This is a genomic window from Microbacterium sp., from assembly GCF_017305435.1.
Taxonomy (GTDB): domain Bacteria; phylum Actinomycetota; class Actinomycetes; order Actinomycetales; family Microbacteriaceae; genus Microbacterium.
The window spans coordinates 632,022-646,757 of the sequence record NZ_JAFKIP010000002.1; the positions used below are offsets into that span (position 1 = coordinate 632,022).

General features: G+C 66.1%; 15 protein-coding genes. 11 read left to right on the top strand and 4 right to left on the bottom strand.

What is annotated here, in order from left to right; all coding sequences use genetic code 11:
• Positions 1-10 precede the first annotated feature (10 nt).
• Entirely contained in the window at positions 11-1,387 is a 1,377-nt protein-coding gene (locus J0I43_RS03360; RefSeq protein WP_292858962.1) for an FAD-dependent oxidoreductase, read from the top strand.
• A 64-nt stretch (positions 1,388-1,451) separates the two neighbouring features.
• Here J0I43_RS03360 and J0I43_RS03365 read toward each other — a convergent pair whose 3' ends face one another.
• Both J0I43_RS03365 and J0I43_RS03370 read right to left on the bottom strand, forming a co-directional pair.
• Complete coding sequence (locus J0I43_RS03365; RefSeq protein WP_292859069.1) at positions 1,452-3,344, bottom strand: cation-translocating P-type ATPase; 1,893 nt, start codon at positions 3,342-3,344, stop codon at positions 1,452-1,454.
• Positions 3,345-3,562: 218 nt separating this feature from the next.
• Positions 3,563-3,925 (bottom strand): helix-turn-helix transcriptional regulator, encoded by a 363-nt coding sequence (locus tag J0I43_RS03370; protein WP_292858965.1) that lies wholly within the window; start codon positions 3,923-3,925, stop codon positions 3,563-3,565.
• A 77-nt stretch (positions 3,926-4,002) separates the two neighbouring features.
• Between J0I43_RS03370 and J0I43_RS03375 the strand changes: the two genes are divergently transcribed.
• From J0I43_RS03375 to J0I43_RS03410, 8 genes are all read left to right on the top strand, one after another.
• Complete coding sequence (locus J0I43_RS03375) at positions 4,003-4,422, top strand: hypothetical protein (RefSeq protein WP_292858968.1); 420 nt, start codon at positions 4,003-4,005, stop codon at positions 4,420-4,422.
• 184 nt (positions 4,423-4,606) lie between these two features.
• Positions 4,607-5,173: a TlpA disulfide reductase family protein gene (locus tag J0I43_RS03380; RefSeq protein ID WP_292858971.1), complete on the top strand. Its 567-nt coding sequence runs from the start codon at positions 4,607-4,609 to the stop codon at positions 5,171-5,173.
• A gap of 53 nt (positions 5,174-5,226) precedes the next feature.
• Positions 5,227-5,919, top strand: coding sequence for a cytochrome c biogenesis CcdA family protein (locus tag J0I43_RS03385; RefSeq protein ID WP_292859072.1), 693 nt, complete (start codon positions 5,227-5,229; stop codon positions 5,917-5,919).
• A complete protein-coding gene (locus tag J0I43_RS03390) occupies positions 5,900-7,621 on the top strand; it encodes a cytochrome c biogenesis protein ResB (RefSeq protein WP_292858974.1) in 1,722 nt (573 codons plus the stop codon). Before J0I43_RS03385 ends, J0I43_RS03390 begins: the two co-directional genes overlap by 20 nt.
• Positions 7,618-8,274, top strand: coding sequence for a thioredoxin domain-containing protein (locus tag J0I43_RS03395; protein WP_292858976.1), 657 nt, complete (start codon positions 7,618-7,620; stop codon positions 8,272-8,274). Before J0I43_RS03390 ends, J0I43_RS03395 begins: the two co-directional genes overlap by 4 nt.
• Complete coding sequence (lnt, locus tag J0I43_RS03400) at positions 8,246-9,838, top strand: apolipoprotein N-acyltransferase (protein ID WP_292858978.1); 1,593 nt, start codon at positions 8,246-8,248, stop codon at positions 9,836-9,838. The genes J0I43_RS03395 and lnt overlap by 29 nt, the downstream gene beginning before the upstream one ends.
• A complete protein-coding gene (gene ccsB, locus J0I43_RS03405; protein ID WP_292858980.1) occupies positions 9,831-10,850 on the top strand; it encodes a c-type cytochrome biogenesis protein CcsB in 1,020 nt (339 codons plus the stop codon). The genes lnt and ccsB overlap by 8 nt, the downstream gene beginning before the upstream one ends.
• 196 nt (positions 10,851-11,046) lie before the next feature.
• A complete protein-coding gene (locus tag J0I43_RS03410; RefSeq protein ID WP_231860934.1) occupies positions 11,047-11,511 on the top strand; it encodes a signal peptidase II in 465 nt (154 codons plus the stop codon).
• A gap of 26 nt (positions 11,512-11,537) precedes the next feature.
• Here the strand turns inward: J0I43_RS03410 and J0I43_RS03415 are convergent, their stop codons facing one another.
• Positions 11,538-12,128: a vitamin K epoxide reductase family protein gene (locus J0I43_RS03415; RefSeq protein WP_292858984.1), complete on the bottom strand. Its 591-nt coding sequence runs from the start codon at positions 12,126-12,128 to the stop codon at positions 11,538-11,540.
• Positions 12,129-12,195: 67 nt separating this feature from the next.
• Here J0I43_RS03415 and J0I43_RS03420 point away from each other — a divergent pair, with 67 nt between their 5' ends.
• Together J0I43_RS03420 and J0I43_RS03425 are read left to right on the top strand one after the other, a co-directional pair.
• Complete coding sequence (locus J0I43_RS03420) at positions 12,196-12,555, top strand: helix-turn-helix transcriptional regulator (protein ID WP_242086956.1); 360 nt, start codon at positions 12,196-12,198, stop codon at positions 12,553-12,555.
• The gene (locus J0I43_RS03425) at positions 12,552-13,157 is read left to right on the top strand and encodes a cadmium resistance transporter (protein ID WP_292858989.1); all 606 of its coding nucleotides are present in this window, start codon (positions 12,552-12,554) and stop codon (positions 13,155-13,157) included. The genes J0I43_RS03420 and J0I43_RS03425 overlap by 4 nt, the downstream gene beginning before the upstream one ends.
• Positions 13,158-13,221: 64 nt before the next feature.
• Here the strand turns inward: J0I43_RS03425 and J0I43_RS03430 are convergent, their stop codons facing one another.
• Complete coding sequence (locus J0I43_RS03430) at positions 13,222-14,184, bottom strand: cytochrome P450 (protein ID WP_292858992.1); 963 nt, start codon at positions 14,182-14,184, stop codon at positions 13,222-13,224.
• Positions 14,185-14,736 lie beyond the last annotated feature (552 nt).

The following is a 14,736-nucleotide window of genomic DNA, read 5'->3' on the forward strand; positions in this document are numbered from 1 at the left end:
GGACAGCCTGATGCACCTTGTAGCGATCGGCGGAAGCGACGCCGGCATCTCCACCGCCCTGCGCGCCCGCGAACTCGACCCCTCCGTCGACGTCACCGTCGTAGTCGCAGACGCCTACCCGAACTTCTCCATCTGCGGCATCCCCTACTACTTCTCCCGCGAAGTGCAGCCCTGGCAGTCCCTCGCCCACCGCACGCACGCCGACCTCGAAGCCACCGGCATGAACCTGCGCCTGGACACCCTCGCCACCGGCATCGACGTCGACGGCCGCACGCTCACCGTCCGCGACGCGGCCGGCACCGAATCGACGATCGCGTACGACGAGCTCATGGTCGGCACCGGAGCATCTCCGTCCACCGCCGGCATCGCCGGCCTTGACCAGCTCGGCCCCGACGACGGCGTGCACCTGCTGCACTCGATGGGCGACACCTTCGCCCTGGAGCGCTACCTCGACAAGCACCAGCCCGAAACCGCGATCATCGTCGGCGCCGGCTACGTCGGCCTCGAAATGGCCGAAGCCCTCACCGTCCGCGGCCTGCACGTCACCCAGCTCCAACGCGGTCCCGAAGTGCTCTCCACCCTCGACCCCGAACTGGGCTCCCTCGTCCGCGACGAACTCACCCGCCACGGCGTCGACGTCCTCACCGGAACCCGCATCGAAGCTGTCACCCGCGACGCTGGCCGCCTCACCGTGACCGGCACCCGCGACGGTGACACTTTCTCCCGCAGCGCCGACCTCGTGCTCGTGGTCGTTGGTGTCCGCCCCAACACCAGCCTGCTCACCGCGGCTGGCGCGACCACGGGCGCGGGTAGTGCGGTCGTCGTCGACGAGCACATGCGCACTGGCCTGCCGAACGTGTGGGCAGCCGGAGACGGCGTGGTCACCCACCACCGCCTCCTCGGCGTCACCTACCTGCCCCTCGGCACCACCGCACACAAGCAGGGTCGTGTCGCGGGGGAGAACGCAATCGGCGGAGACGCCCGTTTTGCCGGGAGTCTTGGCACGCAGGTCGTGAAGGTTTTCGACCTCGTGGCCGCCCGCACGGGCCTCCGCGATCACGAGGCTGCAGCCGCCGACTATGCCCCACACAGTCACACTGCGATCGCGGACGACCACAAGCGTTACTACCCCGGAGCCACTCCCATCAGCATCCGCATCACCGGAGACACTCGCGACGGCCTCCTCCTCGGGGCGCAGCTCGTCGGCACCCGCGGCGCGGAAATCTCCAAGCGCGTAGACACCTACGCCACCGCCCTGCACCACGGCATGACCGTGGCCGGAATGAGCGACCTCGACCTCTCCTACACGCCCCCGCTCGGCTCCCCGTGGGATGCCGTGCAGATGGCAACACAGGCATGGGAGCGCGAGGCGCGTGTAAGCGCCTAGCCGCGCACCGCGGAGTCGAATCAACGAGCCCACCTAATAGGTGCGCGAAGGTCGCAGATGAATGTCAGACCCGCACGAATGTTGAGCGAGAGATTGGCTTTTCGGTAAGTCGCCGCAGCGCAGGGGGGCGGCGCGCTGCACGGACGCCGTTGAGGATCACGATGACTTCGGCGACCTCGTGCACCAGGACCACACCGGCGAGGCCGAGGACGCCGAAAAGGGCGAGAGGGAACAAAACGATGATGATCGCAAGGGCCAGCCCGATGTTGGTGGTCATGATCCGCCGGCCTCGCTTGGCGTGATCGAGCGCCCCGGGGATCAAGCGGAGGTCGTGGCCGGTGAAGGCGACATCGGCAGATTCGATCGCTGCGGCGGAGCCCTTCACGCCCATCGCGATCCCGACCGTCGCCGTAGCAAGGGCGGGGGCGTCATTGACGCCGTCGCCAACCATCGCTGTCGGACGGGATGCGACGAGGGCGACGATCGCGTCGGTCTTGTCCTTGGGCAGTTGCTCGGCCCGGACGTCCGTGATGCCGGCTTCCTGGGCGATCGCGCGGGCGGTGCGGTCGTTGTCGCCGGTCAGCATGATGGTCTCGATGCCTTGATCGTGCAGCATCCGTACGGTCTCGGCGGATTCTGGACGCAACTCGTCTCGCACCCCAATGAGTCCTGCGGTCTGCCCGTCCGTTTCGACAACGACCACGGTCATGCCCTGGGCGGCCATGGTGTCGGCAGCGACGCGGAGCTTGCCGGGGTTGAGCCAGCGGGCGTTGCCGACGCGAATGACACGGCCGTTGACGTGGCCGCTGATGCCGTGGCCTGCCTCTTCGGTCACGTTCATCGCAGCAGTATTTCCGGGTGCGGCGGCGATGATGGCGGCCGCGAGCGGGTGCGTGCTGGTGGCCTCGACGGCTGCCGCCCAGACGAGGAGGTCGTCACGGGCGGTCTCGGCGGCGGGTTGCACGTCGACGACGGTTGGCTCGTTGCGGGTGAGGGTGCCGGTCTTATCCAGCGCCACGGCGCGGATCGTGCCGAGCTGCTCGAACGCCTCGCCGGACTTGATCACGACACCGAACTTCGAGGCCGCACCGATCGCGCTGATGACCGTGACGGGCACCGCGATTGCCAGGGCGCATGGAGACGCGGCGACCAAGACGACAAGGGCTCGTTCGATCCACGTCCACGGGTCGCCAACGAGCACACCGAACAGGGCAACCAAGGCCGCGAGGATCAGCACGGCCGGGACGAGGGGGCGGGCGATGCGGTCAGCGAGGCGTGCCCGGTCGCCCTTGTGGGCGTGTGCTTGCTCGACGAGCGCGACGATCTGAGTGAGGGAGTTGTCCCGTCCGTCTGCGGTGGCCTCGATCCGGAGGGTTGCAGACCCGTTTACCGAGCCGGCGATGACCGGGTCGGCGGGTCCGACCTCCAATGGAATGGATTCGCCGGTGACCGCTGAAGTGTCGAGACTCGACTGGCCCTCCACGACGACGCCGTCTGTGGCGATCCGTTCGCCGGCGCCGACGACGAGGATGTCCAGTTCACGGACGTCGGCTGCGGGGATGGTGAAATCGCCGCCCAGGCGGGAGACCCGCACGGTGTCGGGAATGAGGGAGAGGAGCGCGCGGAGGCCTTCTTTGGCTTGGTCCATTGCCCGGTCTTCGAGAGCTTCGGCGAGGGAGAACAGGAACGCCAGCGCGGCGGCTTCGCCGACGTGGCCAAGCAGCACCGCGCCGACCGCGGCGATCGTCATCAGCAGCCCGACGCCGAGGCGGCCGCGCAGCAACCGTCGGATGGCACCGGGGACAAACGTGTACGCGCCCGCGACCAGGGCGATTGCCTGGAGGATCAGGGCCGGGATCGGAACCCCGGTCCATTCGAGGATGTATCCGGCGAGGAGGAAAACGCCCGCGATCGCGGAGGGCAGCAGCGCGGTGTCCCGCCACCACGGCGGACGCACCTCGATCTCTTCCGCATCCTTGTCTACAGGGGAGGCGGGGTCTGGTCCGCAGCATGCGTCGCCGTCTTCATGCTTTCGCGCCGCGACGTGAGCACGGCCTGTTGTGTGGGTGTCGTCGGGGCCGCAGCAGATGTCACCGGTGGTAAGCGGGCGGGTCAGTTCGATCCGGCGCACCGTGCTGGTCTTGCGTGGCTCGTCGGGACCGCAGCATTCCTCGCTCACAGTGCGGCTCCCGTGGTGTCGCAGCAGAATGGCACGTCGCAGTTCTGGTCGGTGCAGGGTGCGCCGTCGTCGTAAGCGAGCACGGTGTCCACGAGCATCGAGATTGCGCGGGTCAGATGCGGGTCCGCGATCTCATATCGGGTCTGGCGTCCTTCCGGGGTCGCGACCACGATGCCGCAACCGCGCAGACACGCGAGATGGTTGGAGACGTTCGTCCGCGTCAGGGCCAGCGACTCCGATAACCGGGCAGGGTACCCGGGGGCTTCGAGAAGCTCCAGGAGAATCCGGGAGCGGGTCGGATCTGCCAGCGCGCGGCCGAGACGGTTCATCACATCAAGACGAGACGCAAGGGTCAGCATCGGCTGACTATACACCTGATAGTGTTTGATGGTCGACTATTCCGATTCCCTGATCTCCGAGCATAGGAACGTCCGCAATGATCCGCTCTGCCCGCGCTGACCGCGCTATCGCTACGCGCGTGCGCTGGACGGTGGCGAGGCTGCTGGTCGGGCTGGGACTCGTCCTGGTACTCCTGACGTGCTCTTGGGCCGCGACGCACTCGGAGACCGAAGGCCCCCAAGGAGCGTCGATCAGTGAGCTGATCATCACCGACGAGCCGGGCGCCGTCCCGGCGGTGACATCGGGTGGGCACGCCGGTGGGGCCGGAGATCTCGGTGCCGCCCTGTGCCTGTTGGGAGTGGCGTGCGCGTTGACGCTCGTCGTCCTTGCCTGGCGGGCACCGTCCCGCCCGTACAGCATCGAGCGTGTCGCAGGAATGGTGCGTGAGTTGATCGCGGTCCCGCCGTCCCGGATGCCGGTGCTTACCCTTACGCAACTGCGCGTTTACCGAACCTGATCCACCACTCAACACCCTCGCACCTGTGAGAGCGAGCGGATTCTGGTGCTGCCAGACCGCCGCCTGTTGAGTCCTGGTATTGGAGAACGTCGTGGCAAACCCATTCCGGGTGACTCTCGTCACCCGCACCGTGCCCCCGGTTGCCCATCGTAGGTCCAGGCGTCCATTCCGTGCGGCCGCCGCTATGTTCGCCGCGACCGCTGTATTCGCGGTCGCAGGGTGCACGTCCCAGGACGGGCTTGCCGCTACGGCGAACAACGGCACCGGTTCCACCAGCGTTGACGAGCGCATTGTCGAGATCTCCCCAGAGAAGCGTGGCGAGACGGTGGTGTTCGCTGGCGTCGACGAGCGCGGCAATCCGGTCAGCAGCGACGAGTTCGCCGGCGAGGTGTACGTCGTGAACTTCTGGTATGCCGCGTGTGGCCCGTGCCGGGTTGAGGCGCCTCTGCTGGAAGAGGTGTGGCAGACCTACCAGCCCGAAGGGGTGGGGTTTATCGGGGTGAACATCTACGACCAGCCCGCCACCGCGGTGTCGTTCGCGGAGGACTACGGGATCACCTACCCGAGCGTGATCGACATCGTTGACGGGAAGACCAAGCTCGCCTTCGCCGCGGTCACCCCCATCCAGGCGACGCCGACGACCCTGGTGATGGACCGTCAGGGCAGGGTCGCTGCGCGGATCATCGGGCAATTGCCGGCCGCGTCGATCCTGTCCACCCTTGTCGCGGACGCGCTGGCGGAGAGCCAGTGAGCGCCGAAGGGTTCATCTTCGACGGCGCGCTTTGGGTGGCCGTGCTCGTCGCCATGCTTGCGGGCCTGATCTCCTTCGTCTCCCCGTGCGTCCTCCCGCTTGTCCCCGGATACTTCGGCTACCTCGGTTCCTCCCTCTCCACCTCCCCGACACAGAGCCCCGCCCCCGCCCGTGGACGGCTGCTCGGCGGAGTGGCGTTGTTCGTCGCCGGATTCACCCTCGTGTTCATGACCGTCACGGTGCTCGGCGGCGTCGCGGGACTGTTCTTCCTCGAGTACGCGAACATCCTCACCCGGGCGCTCGGGGTCGTCGTCATCGTTCTGGGCCTGGTTTTCATCGGCGCGTTCCCTCGCACGCAACGCACCCTCCGCCCCCGTTTCCGCGGCAACCTGGGTCTGCTCAGCGCGCCACTGCTGGGCATCGCGCTCGGGATCGGCTGGACCCCCTGCATCGGACCGACGCTGGCGGCGATCATGTCGGTGTCCTGGAATCTCGGCGACCCCGGCCGTGCCGCGCTGCTGGGACTGGCGTACTCCCTCGGCCTGGGCATCCCGTTCTTCCTCCTCGCGCTCGGACTGGGCTGGGCCACCCGCTCGGTCACCTTCCTCCGCCGTCACATCCGCGTGGTGAACATCATCGGCGGCAGCCTGCTCATCGCGCTGGGCGTGCTGATGGTCACCGGCATCTGGGGGATGCTGATGTCCGTCCTGCAGGGGGTGATGCTCAGTGTCACGCTCCCTCTCTGACCAGGCACCCACCGACCCCTCGCGCCCCGCCGATCACATCGAACAGGACGAGCCCGACACCGTCGCCTCCCCGACGCTGGGACCCATCGAGTGGCTGCGATGGGCATGGCGGCAGCTGACCAGTATGCGCACCGCGATCCTGCTGCTGCTCCTGCTGGCCATCGCCTCAGTTCCCGGGTCCATCTTCCCGCAACGCACCGCGGACCCCAACGGGGTCCTCCAATACTTCCGAACCAACCCCGAACTGGCCCCCATCCTCGACGGGCTCCAGGTGTTCGACTTGTACAACTCCGCCTGGTTCTCCGGCATCTACCTGCTGCTGTTCATCTCGTTGATCGGCTGCATCATTCCCCGCACCCGTCACCACTGGAAAGCCCTCCGCACCCGCCCACCACGCACCCCGGCACGGCTCAGCCGGCTGAGCGCCCACCTTTTCGCAGACGTCCCGGCAAAGGCCGAGGACCCCGCCGCGGACGCGGCGGCCACGGTCACCGCCGCAGCCGCCGATCTGCGCCGCCGCGGATACCGCATCGAGCGGTACGACACCGCACGGTCTTGGTCGGTGTCGGCCGAGCGAGGATACCTCCGGGAGACCGGCAACCTGGTTTTTCATGCCTCCCTGGTCGGGGTGTTGGTCGCCGTGCTCGCCGCCAGCGGCTTCTCCTATACCGGGCAGCGGGTCATCGTCGAGGGGACCACGTTCGTCAACACCCTCAACGACTACTCCTCGTTCACCCCGGGCAGGTTCGTGGACGGAACGCAGCTGGACCCGTACTCGCTGACCCTCGACAGCTTCGACGTCAGCTACGTGCCACCGGGAGAACCCGGTGGCGGCCAAGCGGGCGACTTCGCCGCGAACCTCACCATCCGCGACGCCCGCGCCGGGACCGAGGACACCGAAAGCGTGCGCGTGAACTACCCCATCACGGTCGGCAATGACCGGGTCTATCTGCTCGGCAACGGCTATGCACCCACCATCACCGTCCGAGACTCCGAGGGCGCGGTCGTGTACAGCGAGTCGCAGCCGTTCCTCCCGCAAGACAGCATGATGACCTCGCTTGGCATCATCAAGGTCGCGGACGGGCTTCCCGAACAGGTCGGGCTTGTCGGTTTCTTCTATCCCACCCAGGGCGCTCTTGACACCGGGGCGTTCACCTCGGTGTATCCCGATCTGGTGAACCCGGTCGTCACCTTCAACGTGTTCTCCGGCAGCCTCGGCATCAACGACGGCGTGCCCCGGTCGGTGTACACCCTCGACACCAGCGGAATGACCCAACTCACCGGCGGCACGAGCGGTGCCGAGTCGATCCAGCTCACTCCTGGGCAGACCGCCGACCTGCCCAATGGGTGGGGCACGGTCACCTTCGAGGACGCGTCCAGCGGCACGAATCCCCTGGCGGCGGTGAAGCGATTCGCGTCGCTGGACATCAAACGCGACACCGGCGGTCCTTGGGTGCTCGCCTTCGCCACCCTCGCCACACTGGGTCTAATCACCGGCCTTCTCGTTCCCCGACGCCGCGTGTTCATCAAAGCATCCGTCACCGGCGACCCGGACGAGCCCACCCTGCGCCTGGAATACGCCGGTCTCGCGCGCGGGGAGGACCCGCAGCTGCCCGACGCGATCGCCGGCATCCGCAACGCCCACCTCGCCGCCCGTGATCGCCCGAGCTCACAGACCCCCAGCCGAAGGAACCCACGATGAAGACCCCCATGAAAGTGACCCTCATTGCGATCGGCGCCGTGGTCGTGCTCGTCATCGGCGCGATCATCTACACGGTCTCCGCCCGCCCTCAAGTGCCCGCAGGCGACAACGCCGCGGACGCGTTACCGGGTGCCCGCAGCAACTCCCACGTCCTGGACAGCGCCGGCCCGAACGCGCCGACCCTGGTGGAGTTCCTCGACTTCGAATGCGAGGCATGTGGGGCGTTCTACCCGTACGTCGAAGAGATCCGTGAGCAGTACGACGGACAGATCAACTATGTGTTCCGGTACTACCCGATCCCCAGCCACTACAACTCGATGAACGCCGCCCTCGCGGTGGAAGCGGCCGCCCAGCAGGACCGGGTCGAGGACATGTACCACCGCATGTTCGAGACGCAGGCCGAGTGGGGCGAGCAGCAAGTCTCCGAAGCTGACCTGTTCCGCAGCTTCGCCGAGGACCTTGGCCTGGACATGGCCGCCTACGACCAGGCGGTGGAAGACCCCGCCACCCGGGAGCGGGTCGAGGAAGACTTCGCCGAAGGGCAGCAGATGGGTGTGCAGGGCACGCCCACGTTCTTCCTCGACGGCGAAAAGCTCGAGCTCACCCAGCTGACGGATCTCACCGATGCTCTCGACCGCGCCCTCGCTGACTGACACGCCGACAGACGCCGCCCCCTCCGCACGAAGAGGGGTGCCGTTGTGGGCGGCGCTCCTCGTCGCTGCGGCTGCTGGTGGGCTCCTGGACCTGTCCTTCCCCGCCGTGGGGTGGTGGCCGCTCGCGTTTGTGAGCATCACGATCGCGCTGTGCACGATGATCGGCCGCAGCATCGGTGGCGCATTCCTGGTCGGCACGGCCTTCGGTTCCGCGTTCCACTTCACCCACCTGATGTGGGTTGGGACCTTCCTCGGACCCGTCCCGTGGGTGGCGTTGGCCGGTCTGGAAACGGTACTATTCGGGGTCGGTGCGATCCCCATCGCTCTCGCGTACCGGTGGACCGACCGCGCCAGCGGACGCGCCGTCCTATGGTTTGCCGGGGTGCCGCTGCTGGTAGCGGGGCTGTGGAGCGTGCGGGAGCTCGCGATGGGGTCCTGGCCATACTCAGGGTTCCCGTGGGCGCGGATCGGGATGACCCAGGCGAACGGCCCAATGCCGGAGGCGGCGTCCTGGGTCGGGGTGACCGGGCTGACCTTCCTGATCGTCACCGCGTGCGCGTGCCTCGTGCAGTGGTGGCGGTACGGCGGGTTCCGGCGCCTGCGCGGCATCCTCCCCGCCGCGGGAATCGTGACCGCCCTGGTGATCGTCCCGCAGTTCCCGACCGGGGATGTCGGCCGGTTGGACATCGGATGGGTGCAGGGCAACGGGCCCTCCGGGTACTTCGACGACCGTGCCCCAGGGGATGTGCTTGCCGCGCAGACGGCCGCGACCGAACCCCTGGTGGGAGAACGCATGGATCTGCTGGTGTGGCCCGAAGGTGCCGTCGATACCGACCCCCTCACCCACCCGGCCACCGCTCGACGCCTCAACAATCTCGTCGCCCGGGTCGGCGCCCCGCTGCTGACCAACGCCGCCACCGCGCGCGGCGGCGATGTGTTCAACACCTCAATGCTGTGGGACGGGCAAGGCACCCCGCAGCTGCACGACAAGGTCAACCCCGTCCCGTTTGGCGAGTACGTCCCGGACCGATGGTTCTACGAGCGGATCGCGCCCGACCTGATCGGAATGATCCAACGCGACTACACGCCCGGCCAGAACCCTCCGATCGTGACGGTGAATGGCGTGGATGTCGGTCTCGCGATCTGCTTCGACGTCATCTACGACGCCGTCATCTGGGACGGAGCCCGCCATGGCGCTCAGGTCTACGTGTTCCAAACCAACAACGCCGACTTCCGCGGCACCGACGAGAACCTTCAGCAGCTCGCTTTCGCCAGGATGCGTGCGATCGAGACCGGACGTGCCGTCGTGAACATCTCCACCGTCGGCACCAGCCAAGTCATTGCCCCGGACGGGCAGATCATCGACGGTGCCGGGGTCGACCAGGCGGCTGCGGCGATCACCCGCGTTCCGCTGCGCGAGGGCCTCACCCCCGCCGTCATGCTCGGCGGTGCTCTCACCGCCGTGATCGCCTTCAGTGCGATCACGGGTTTAACCATCGCTGGATTCAGACACCGGCGCTATCACTGCCGACCCCAGACCGCACGAGGAGCGACCGATGCCTGACCCCGAATCCCTTACCTTCGACAGCATCTCCCTGCTGGTGGTGTGGACGGCAATCGCCGTGTACCTCCTCGCGTTCGTGGCCTACGCCATCGACCTCGCGCAACGATCGGTACGCCGCGACGAGGTCCAGCGGGCCCGCGCACTCGTGACCGCGGGCGGCGGAGACACGCACAGCGGAGCGGGCGTTGGACGCACCGCGCTGAATGAGGTCCGCACCCGTCCGGCGCAGCGGCAGCGTCTGCTCTGGGCGCGCATCGGCACCGTCCTGACCGGGTTCGCGTTCGTCTTCCACCTTGCTGGGACCATCGGGCGAGGGCTCGCCGCGGAACGGGTCCCGTGGGCCAACATGTACGAGTTCGCGCTCACCGGGACATTACTGATCGTCGCCGTCTACCTGATCGTGCTCCGCAGATACGACTTACGCTTCCTGGGCTCCTTCCTCATCGGCATGGTCGCGTTGCTCCTCGGCGGGGCGACTCTTGCGTTCTATGTCGAAGTCACCCCGCTGATGGACCCGCTCAAAAGCGTGTGGCTCATCATCCACGTCTTCGTAGCCTCGCTCGGCACGGCCCTGTTCGCGATCTCCTGCGGTCTCTCCGCCACGCAACTCCTGCAAGCCCGACGAGAACGACGGGCGTCAGGAAAGGGTGGTGAGGACGCGAAGCGGTCCGGCCTGGGGTATCTGCGCACGCTTCCCACCGCGGAGGCACTGGAGTCTCTGGCGTACCGGTTCGCGATCGTCGGGTTCATCTTCTGGACCTTCACCCTGATCGCCGGATCAATCTGGGCCAACGACTCCTGGGGCCGCTACTGGGGATTCGACACTAAGGAAGTCTGGACCTTCGTGATCTGGGTTCTTTACGCCGGCTACATCCACGCCCGCGCAACCCGTGGCTGGCGGGGAACCCGATCCGCATGGCTGTCGATTATCGGCTTCACCGCCGTCCTGTTCAACTTCACCATCGTCAACATGTTCTTCAAAGGCCTGCACGCCTACTCCGGCCTCACCTGACCTCTACCACTTGACAGGATTACCGCATGCCCACACCGTTGCTCGTTTCGGAGCTTCGCAATATCTCCCCATGGCCGTCTGTGCAAATGGACTGCACCTGGCGGCGTTGCCAAAGTCTCCCCTCCGTGGGCCGAGGCGCACAATGATGCGCAGTCGGAGCCGGAGGCTAGCCGTCGCGTGCCTAGTCGCGCTCACCATGGCTCTCGTAGACCAGGGCACGAAGGCCATGGCGCTCGGGCAGCTGAGCGAGGAACAACGCATTCCGCTGATCGGCGACCTGCTGGGCCTGCAACTGGCATTCAACCCCGGCACGATCATGTCTCTCGGATCAAACAGCACATGGGTGTTCACCGTGATCGGAATCGCGGCAGCGATCGTGCTGTTCTATGCCGCCTGGCGGGCGACCTCCATGGCGTGGGCGATCGCGATCGGATTCGTCTGGGGTGGAGCGGTCGGCAACCTCATCGACCGCCTATTCGCCCCTCCCGGATTCGGTCACGGCCACGTCACCGACTTCCTCGCCTATGGCAACCTCTTCATTGGAAACCTCGCCGACATCTTCATCGGAATCGGCGTCGGCCTCGGTATCCTCCAGATGCTCCGCAGCCACCGATCCCAGTTGCGCTCCAAACCGACGACGACCTCCACCCGCGAGAAGTAGCTTCTGTCGAATATGGGTCCCTCGGGCTAAATGATGCTCGCCAGGACATTCAGGCGGAGCTGAGCGAGCACGGCGACCACTAGGTATGCGGCGACCGTCACGAGCGTCATCCACGGCCACAACAACGCACCGACTCGTCTTGCCCTGCGACCAAAGACGCCCTCACGCAGGTTCCGAGCCGTCACGAAGAAGAACAGCGGGAGCGTCGTCAGCCACACAACCAGACACCACGGGCAGAGCGTACCCAGCACGTAGATGCTCTGCCCAATCAACCAGACCACGAACCCAAAAGCTCCGGCGACACCGAAATTGAACAGCATCCAGAACCAGCGCGCGAAGTGCGGGACCGCCCACACCGTGACGCCGACACACACCACGAGCGCGAACCCGACCAACCCGAGGAACGGATTGGGAACTCCGAAGGCGGCTCCCTGAGCGCTGTCGAGGTTCGCGGAGCATTGCACCAACACGGAGAAGTCGCAGCTGAGGCCCGTATCGGGGTTGGTCAGCTTTTCGATCTTCTCGACGGACAGTGCCATCGATGCCGTCACCCCGATGATGCCACTCAGCATGAGGAACAAGCCGAAGAAGGATTCACGGCGCACGAACTGTGACAACTTTCACCCATCGCGATATGGAAGGAACGGTTTGGCAATCATACAGCGAAGCGTGTATGTTCATTGAGTGCTGACTATAACCGATCGTCTGGACGTGATGAACCGGCTCGGCCGAGCAATGGCCGACCCGACACGTTCACGCATTCTCATGACCCTGCTTGACGGCCCGATCTATCCTGCGGCACTCGCCCGCGAGCTGGATCTCAGTCCGTCCAACGTGTCCAACCACCTGACCTGCCTCCGCGACTGCGGCATCGTCGTCGCCGAGCCCGAGGGCCGCCGAACCCGGTACGAGGTCGCCGACCCCCGTCTCACCCGTGCGCTTACCGCTCTGCTGGACACGACCTTGGCCGTTGACCATGCAGCCGGGTGCATCGATCCCTCCTGCGCGGCCCCGGAATGCTGCACGACGGAGGCGACCGCATGATCTTCCTCTCCATCCTGCAAGCGATCGGCCTGTTCCTTGCCACGAACATCGACGACATCATCGTGCTCTCACTGTTCTTCGCCCGCGGCGCGGGACAACGGGGCACGACCGCTCGAATCCTGGTCGGGCAGTATCTGGGGTTCGCAGGTATTCTCGGCGCAGCCGTACTCGTAGCCCTCGGCGCCGGAGCGTTCCTGCCTCCAGAGGTCATCCCCTACTTCGGCCTGATCCCCTTGGGGTTGGGGCTATGGGCGGCCTGGCAGGCATGGCGTCGACGTCACGACGACGACGATGACGATGAGGGCAAGATCGAAGGCAAAAAGGTCGCCGTCTGGGCTGTAGCCGGAGTCACCTTCGCAAACGGCGGGGACAACATCGGGGTCTACGTGCCGGTCTTCCTGAGTGTCGGACCCGCCGCCGTGGTCGCCTACTGTGTTGTGTTCCTCGCGCTCGTCGCGGTCCTGGTGTACGTCGCCAAGTTCATCGCTACCCGACGTCCGATCGCGGAAATCCTGGAGCGCTGGGAGCACATACTGTTCCCGATCGTTCTGATCGGCCTCGGTATCTTCATCCTGATCGGTGGCGGGGCATTCGGGCTCTGACCACCAGAACGAAGCAGGCCGAGCCGGGACCGACGTTTCGATCATTAGCGTTCACCCGCAGTGGTTAGGCGGGAATGAGCACAAACCCGTCCTCGGGTTGCGCCGGGAATCGCCGCAGGTCGACTCGAAAGTCCTGGCCCGGGACTGTGTACTCCGCAGCGGCCAGCCGTCCCACAGCGGAAGCGAGGAGGTCCACTGTCGCCGGTTCGCCCGGGCAGCGGTGGCCGTCCTCGTAAGAACCACCGCCTTGCGGCACAAGCGCGTTGTGGTGCGGCTCACTCGACATGAATCGGGCGGGAGCAAAGGTGCACGGATCTGACCAGAGCTGAGGATCACGATTGGTGGCGAAAAGATCAAGGATCACCCAATCACCGCGCGTAAAACGGACACCGTCCCATTCCATATCGCGCGCGGCGGTCCCGCCGACCACGGGGAAAAACGGCGTAGTGCGGCGCACTTCCTGGGCGAAGGCGAGACGGGTCTCCTCGTGCTCGGCGACACGCGAACGCCATTCGGGATGAAGATGCAACGCGAGAGCCGCGAACACGATGAAGCGCGCAATCGCAACGGTGGGTCGAAGCAGGTTCAGGATTTCCACGGCTGCAGTACGCTCGTCGATCGACTGACCGTCTGCGTCCCGATGACCTGCCACTCTGGCCGCGATGGTCTCTGGCGGCGCGTCGCGGAGCACCTGTCGCGCCCATGCTTCCGTACGCAGCCGGAGCGCCCGTCCTCGCAGGTTTCGTGGTCCGAAGGAGCCTGCGCCATCGATCATCCCTGCAAACTCGGACGCTCTTCGATCAAGGTCGCGGTCGCTGAGCGGAATTCCCGCCCAGGTGCACACCCCAGCGGTCAGAGCGCGCCCAGCCAACTCCAGCAGAGATACGCGGTTTCCGGACGCCGCGGCCCATTCCTTCTGCCACGCCTCCGCGACATGGCCATCCAGATCGATGCGAGCTGACGCATCGAGCACGTCAATGAAAAGTGCCTTACGATTCCGGTGCCCATCTCCGGCGAGGGTCTGCACGCTTCCCTCATCCTGCAACGAGTGCTTCACCGAGCGAGGCATCGCCCGATCCCGAGTAAATCGGTCACCCTCGTAGAAGAAGCGCACCCACCCGCTGCCGCGGGCGAAAGTCTCCCCATCAGGCGAGTCGTGAACGCATCGCGTCCTACCGCATCGAACCCATGCTGCCCGAACGCGTACCCGCGCATGAGGAATTCGAGCGTTCGATCGACGGGAAGAACGGGAAGCGCAGATCTCCTGTCCTCGGGCATGCTCTGACGGTATTCACGAAGTTGTTTATGTGGCAAGGGACTTGACCTCCGCAGTTGCAGGTGGCGCGCACCCGGCCGTGCCGGAAACGATCGATTCTGAGCAGGCCGAGCAAACGCGCGGTGCGCACCGCGCGATGTCTGGGAAGCTCCGGTGTGACTTTCTGTGTTCAGTGGCGGCAAATCTTGCACACTACATGTCGGGGCGAGGTAAGAAACCCCTTGACGATGCTGTTCGTCACCGTGTGGCCACTTTCGATCTCGTCACCGCGACCCACCCATGCTGGCGGCGTCACAGTCACTA

Excerpts from the sequence above, each read along its gene's own strand:
- J0I43_RS03360 (WP_292858962.1), top strand. The coding sequence starts at position 11 with ATGCACCTTGTAGCGATCGGCGGAAGCGACGCCGGCATCTCCACCGCC.
- J0I43_RS03370 (WP_292858965.1), bottom strand. The coding sequence starts at position 3,925 with ATGCTGACCCTTGCGTCTCGTCTTGATGTGATGAACCGTCTCGGCCGC.
- J0I43_RS03375 (WP_292858968.1), top strand. The coding sequence starts at position 4,003 with ATGATCCGCTCTGCCCGCGCTGACCGCGCTATCGCTACGCGCGTGCGC.
- J0I43_RS03380 (WP_292858971.1), top strand. The coding sequence starts at position 4,607 with ATGTTCGCCGCGACCGCTGTATTCGCGGTCGCAGGGTGCACGTCCCAG.
- J0I43_RS03385 (WP_292859072.1), top strand. The coding sequence starts at position 5,227 with ATGCTTGCGGGCCTGATCTCCTTCGTCTCCCCGTGCGTCCTCCCGCTT.
- J0I43_RS03395 (WP_292858976.1), top strand. The coding sequence starts at position 7,618 with ATGAAGACCCCCATGAAAGTGACCCTCATTGCGATCGGCGCCGTGGTC.
- lnt (WP_292858978.1), top strand. The coding sequence starts at position 8,246 with ATGCTCTCGACCGCGCCCTCGCTGACTGACACGCCGACAGACGCCGCC.
- ccsB (WP_292858980.1), top strand. The coding sequence starts at position 9,831 with ATGCCTGACCCCGAATCCCTTACCTTCGACAGCATCTCCCTGCTGGTG.
- J0I43_RS03410 (WP_231860934.1), top strand. The coding sequence starts at position 11,047 with ATGGCTCTCGTAGACCAGGGCACGAAGGCCATGGCGCTCGGGCAGCTG.
- J0I43_RS03425 (WP_292858989.1), top strand. The coding sequence starts at position 12,552 with ATGATCTTCCTCTCCATCCTGCAAGCGATCGGCCTGTTCCTTGCCACG.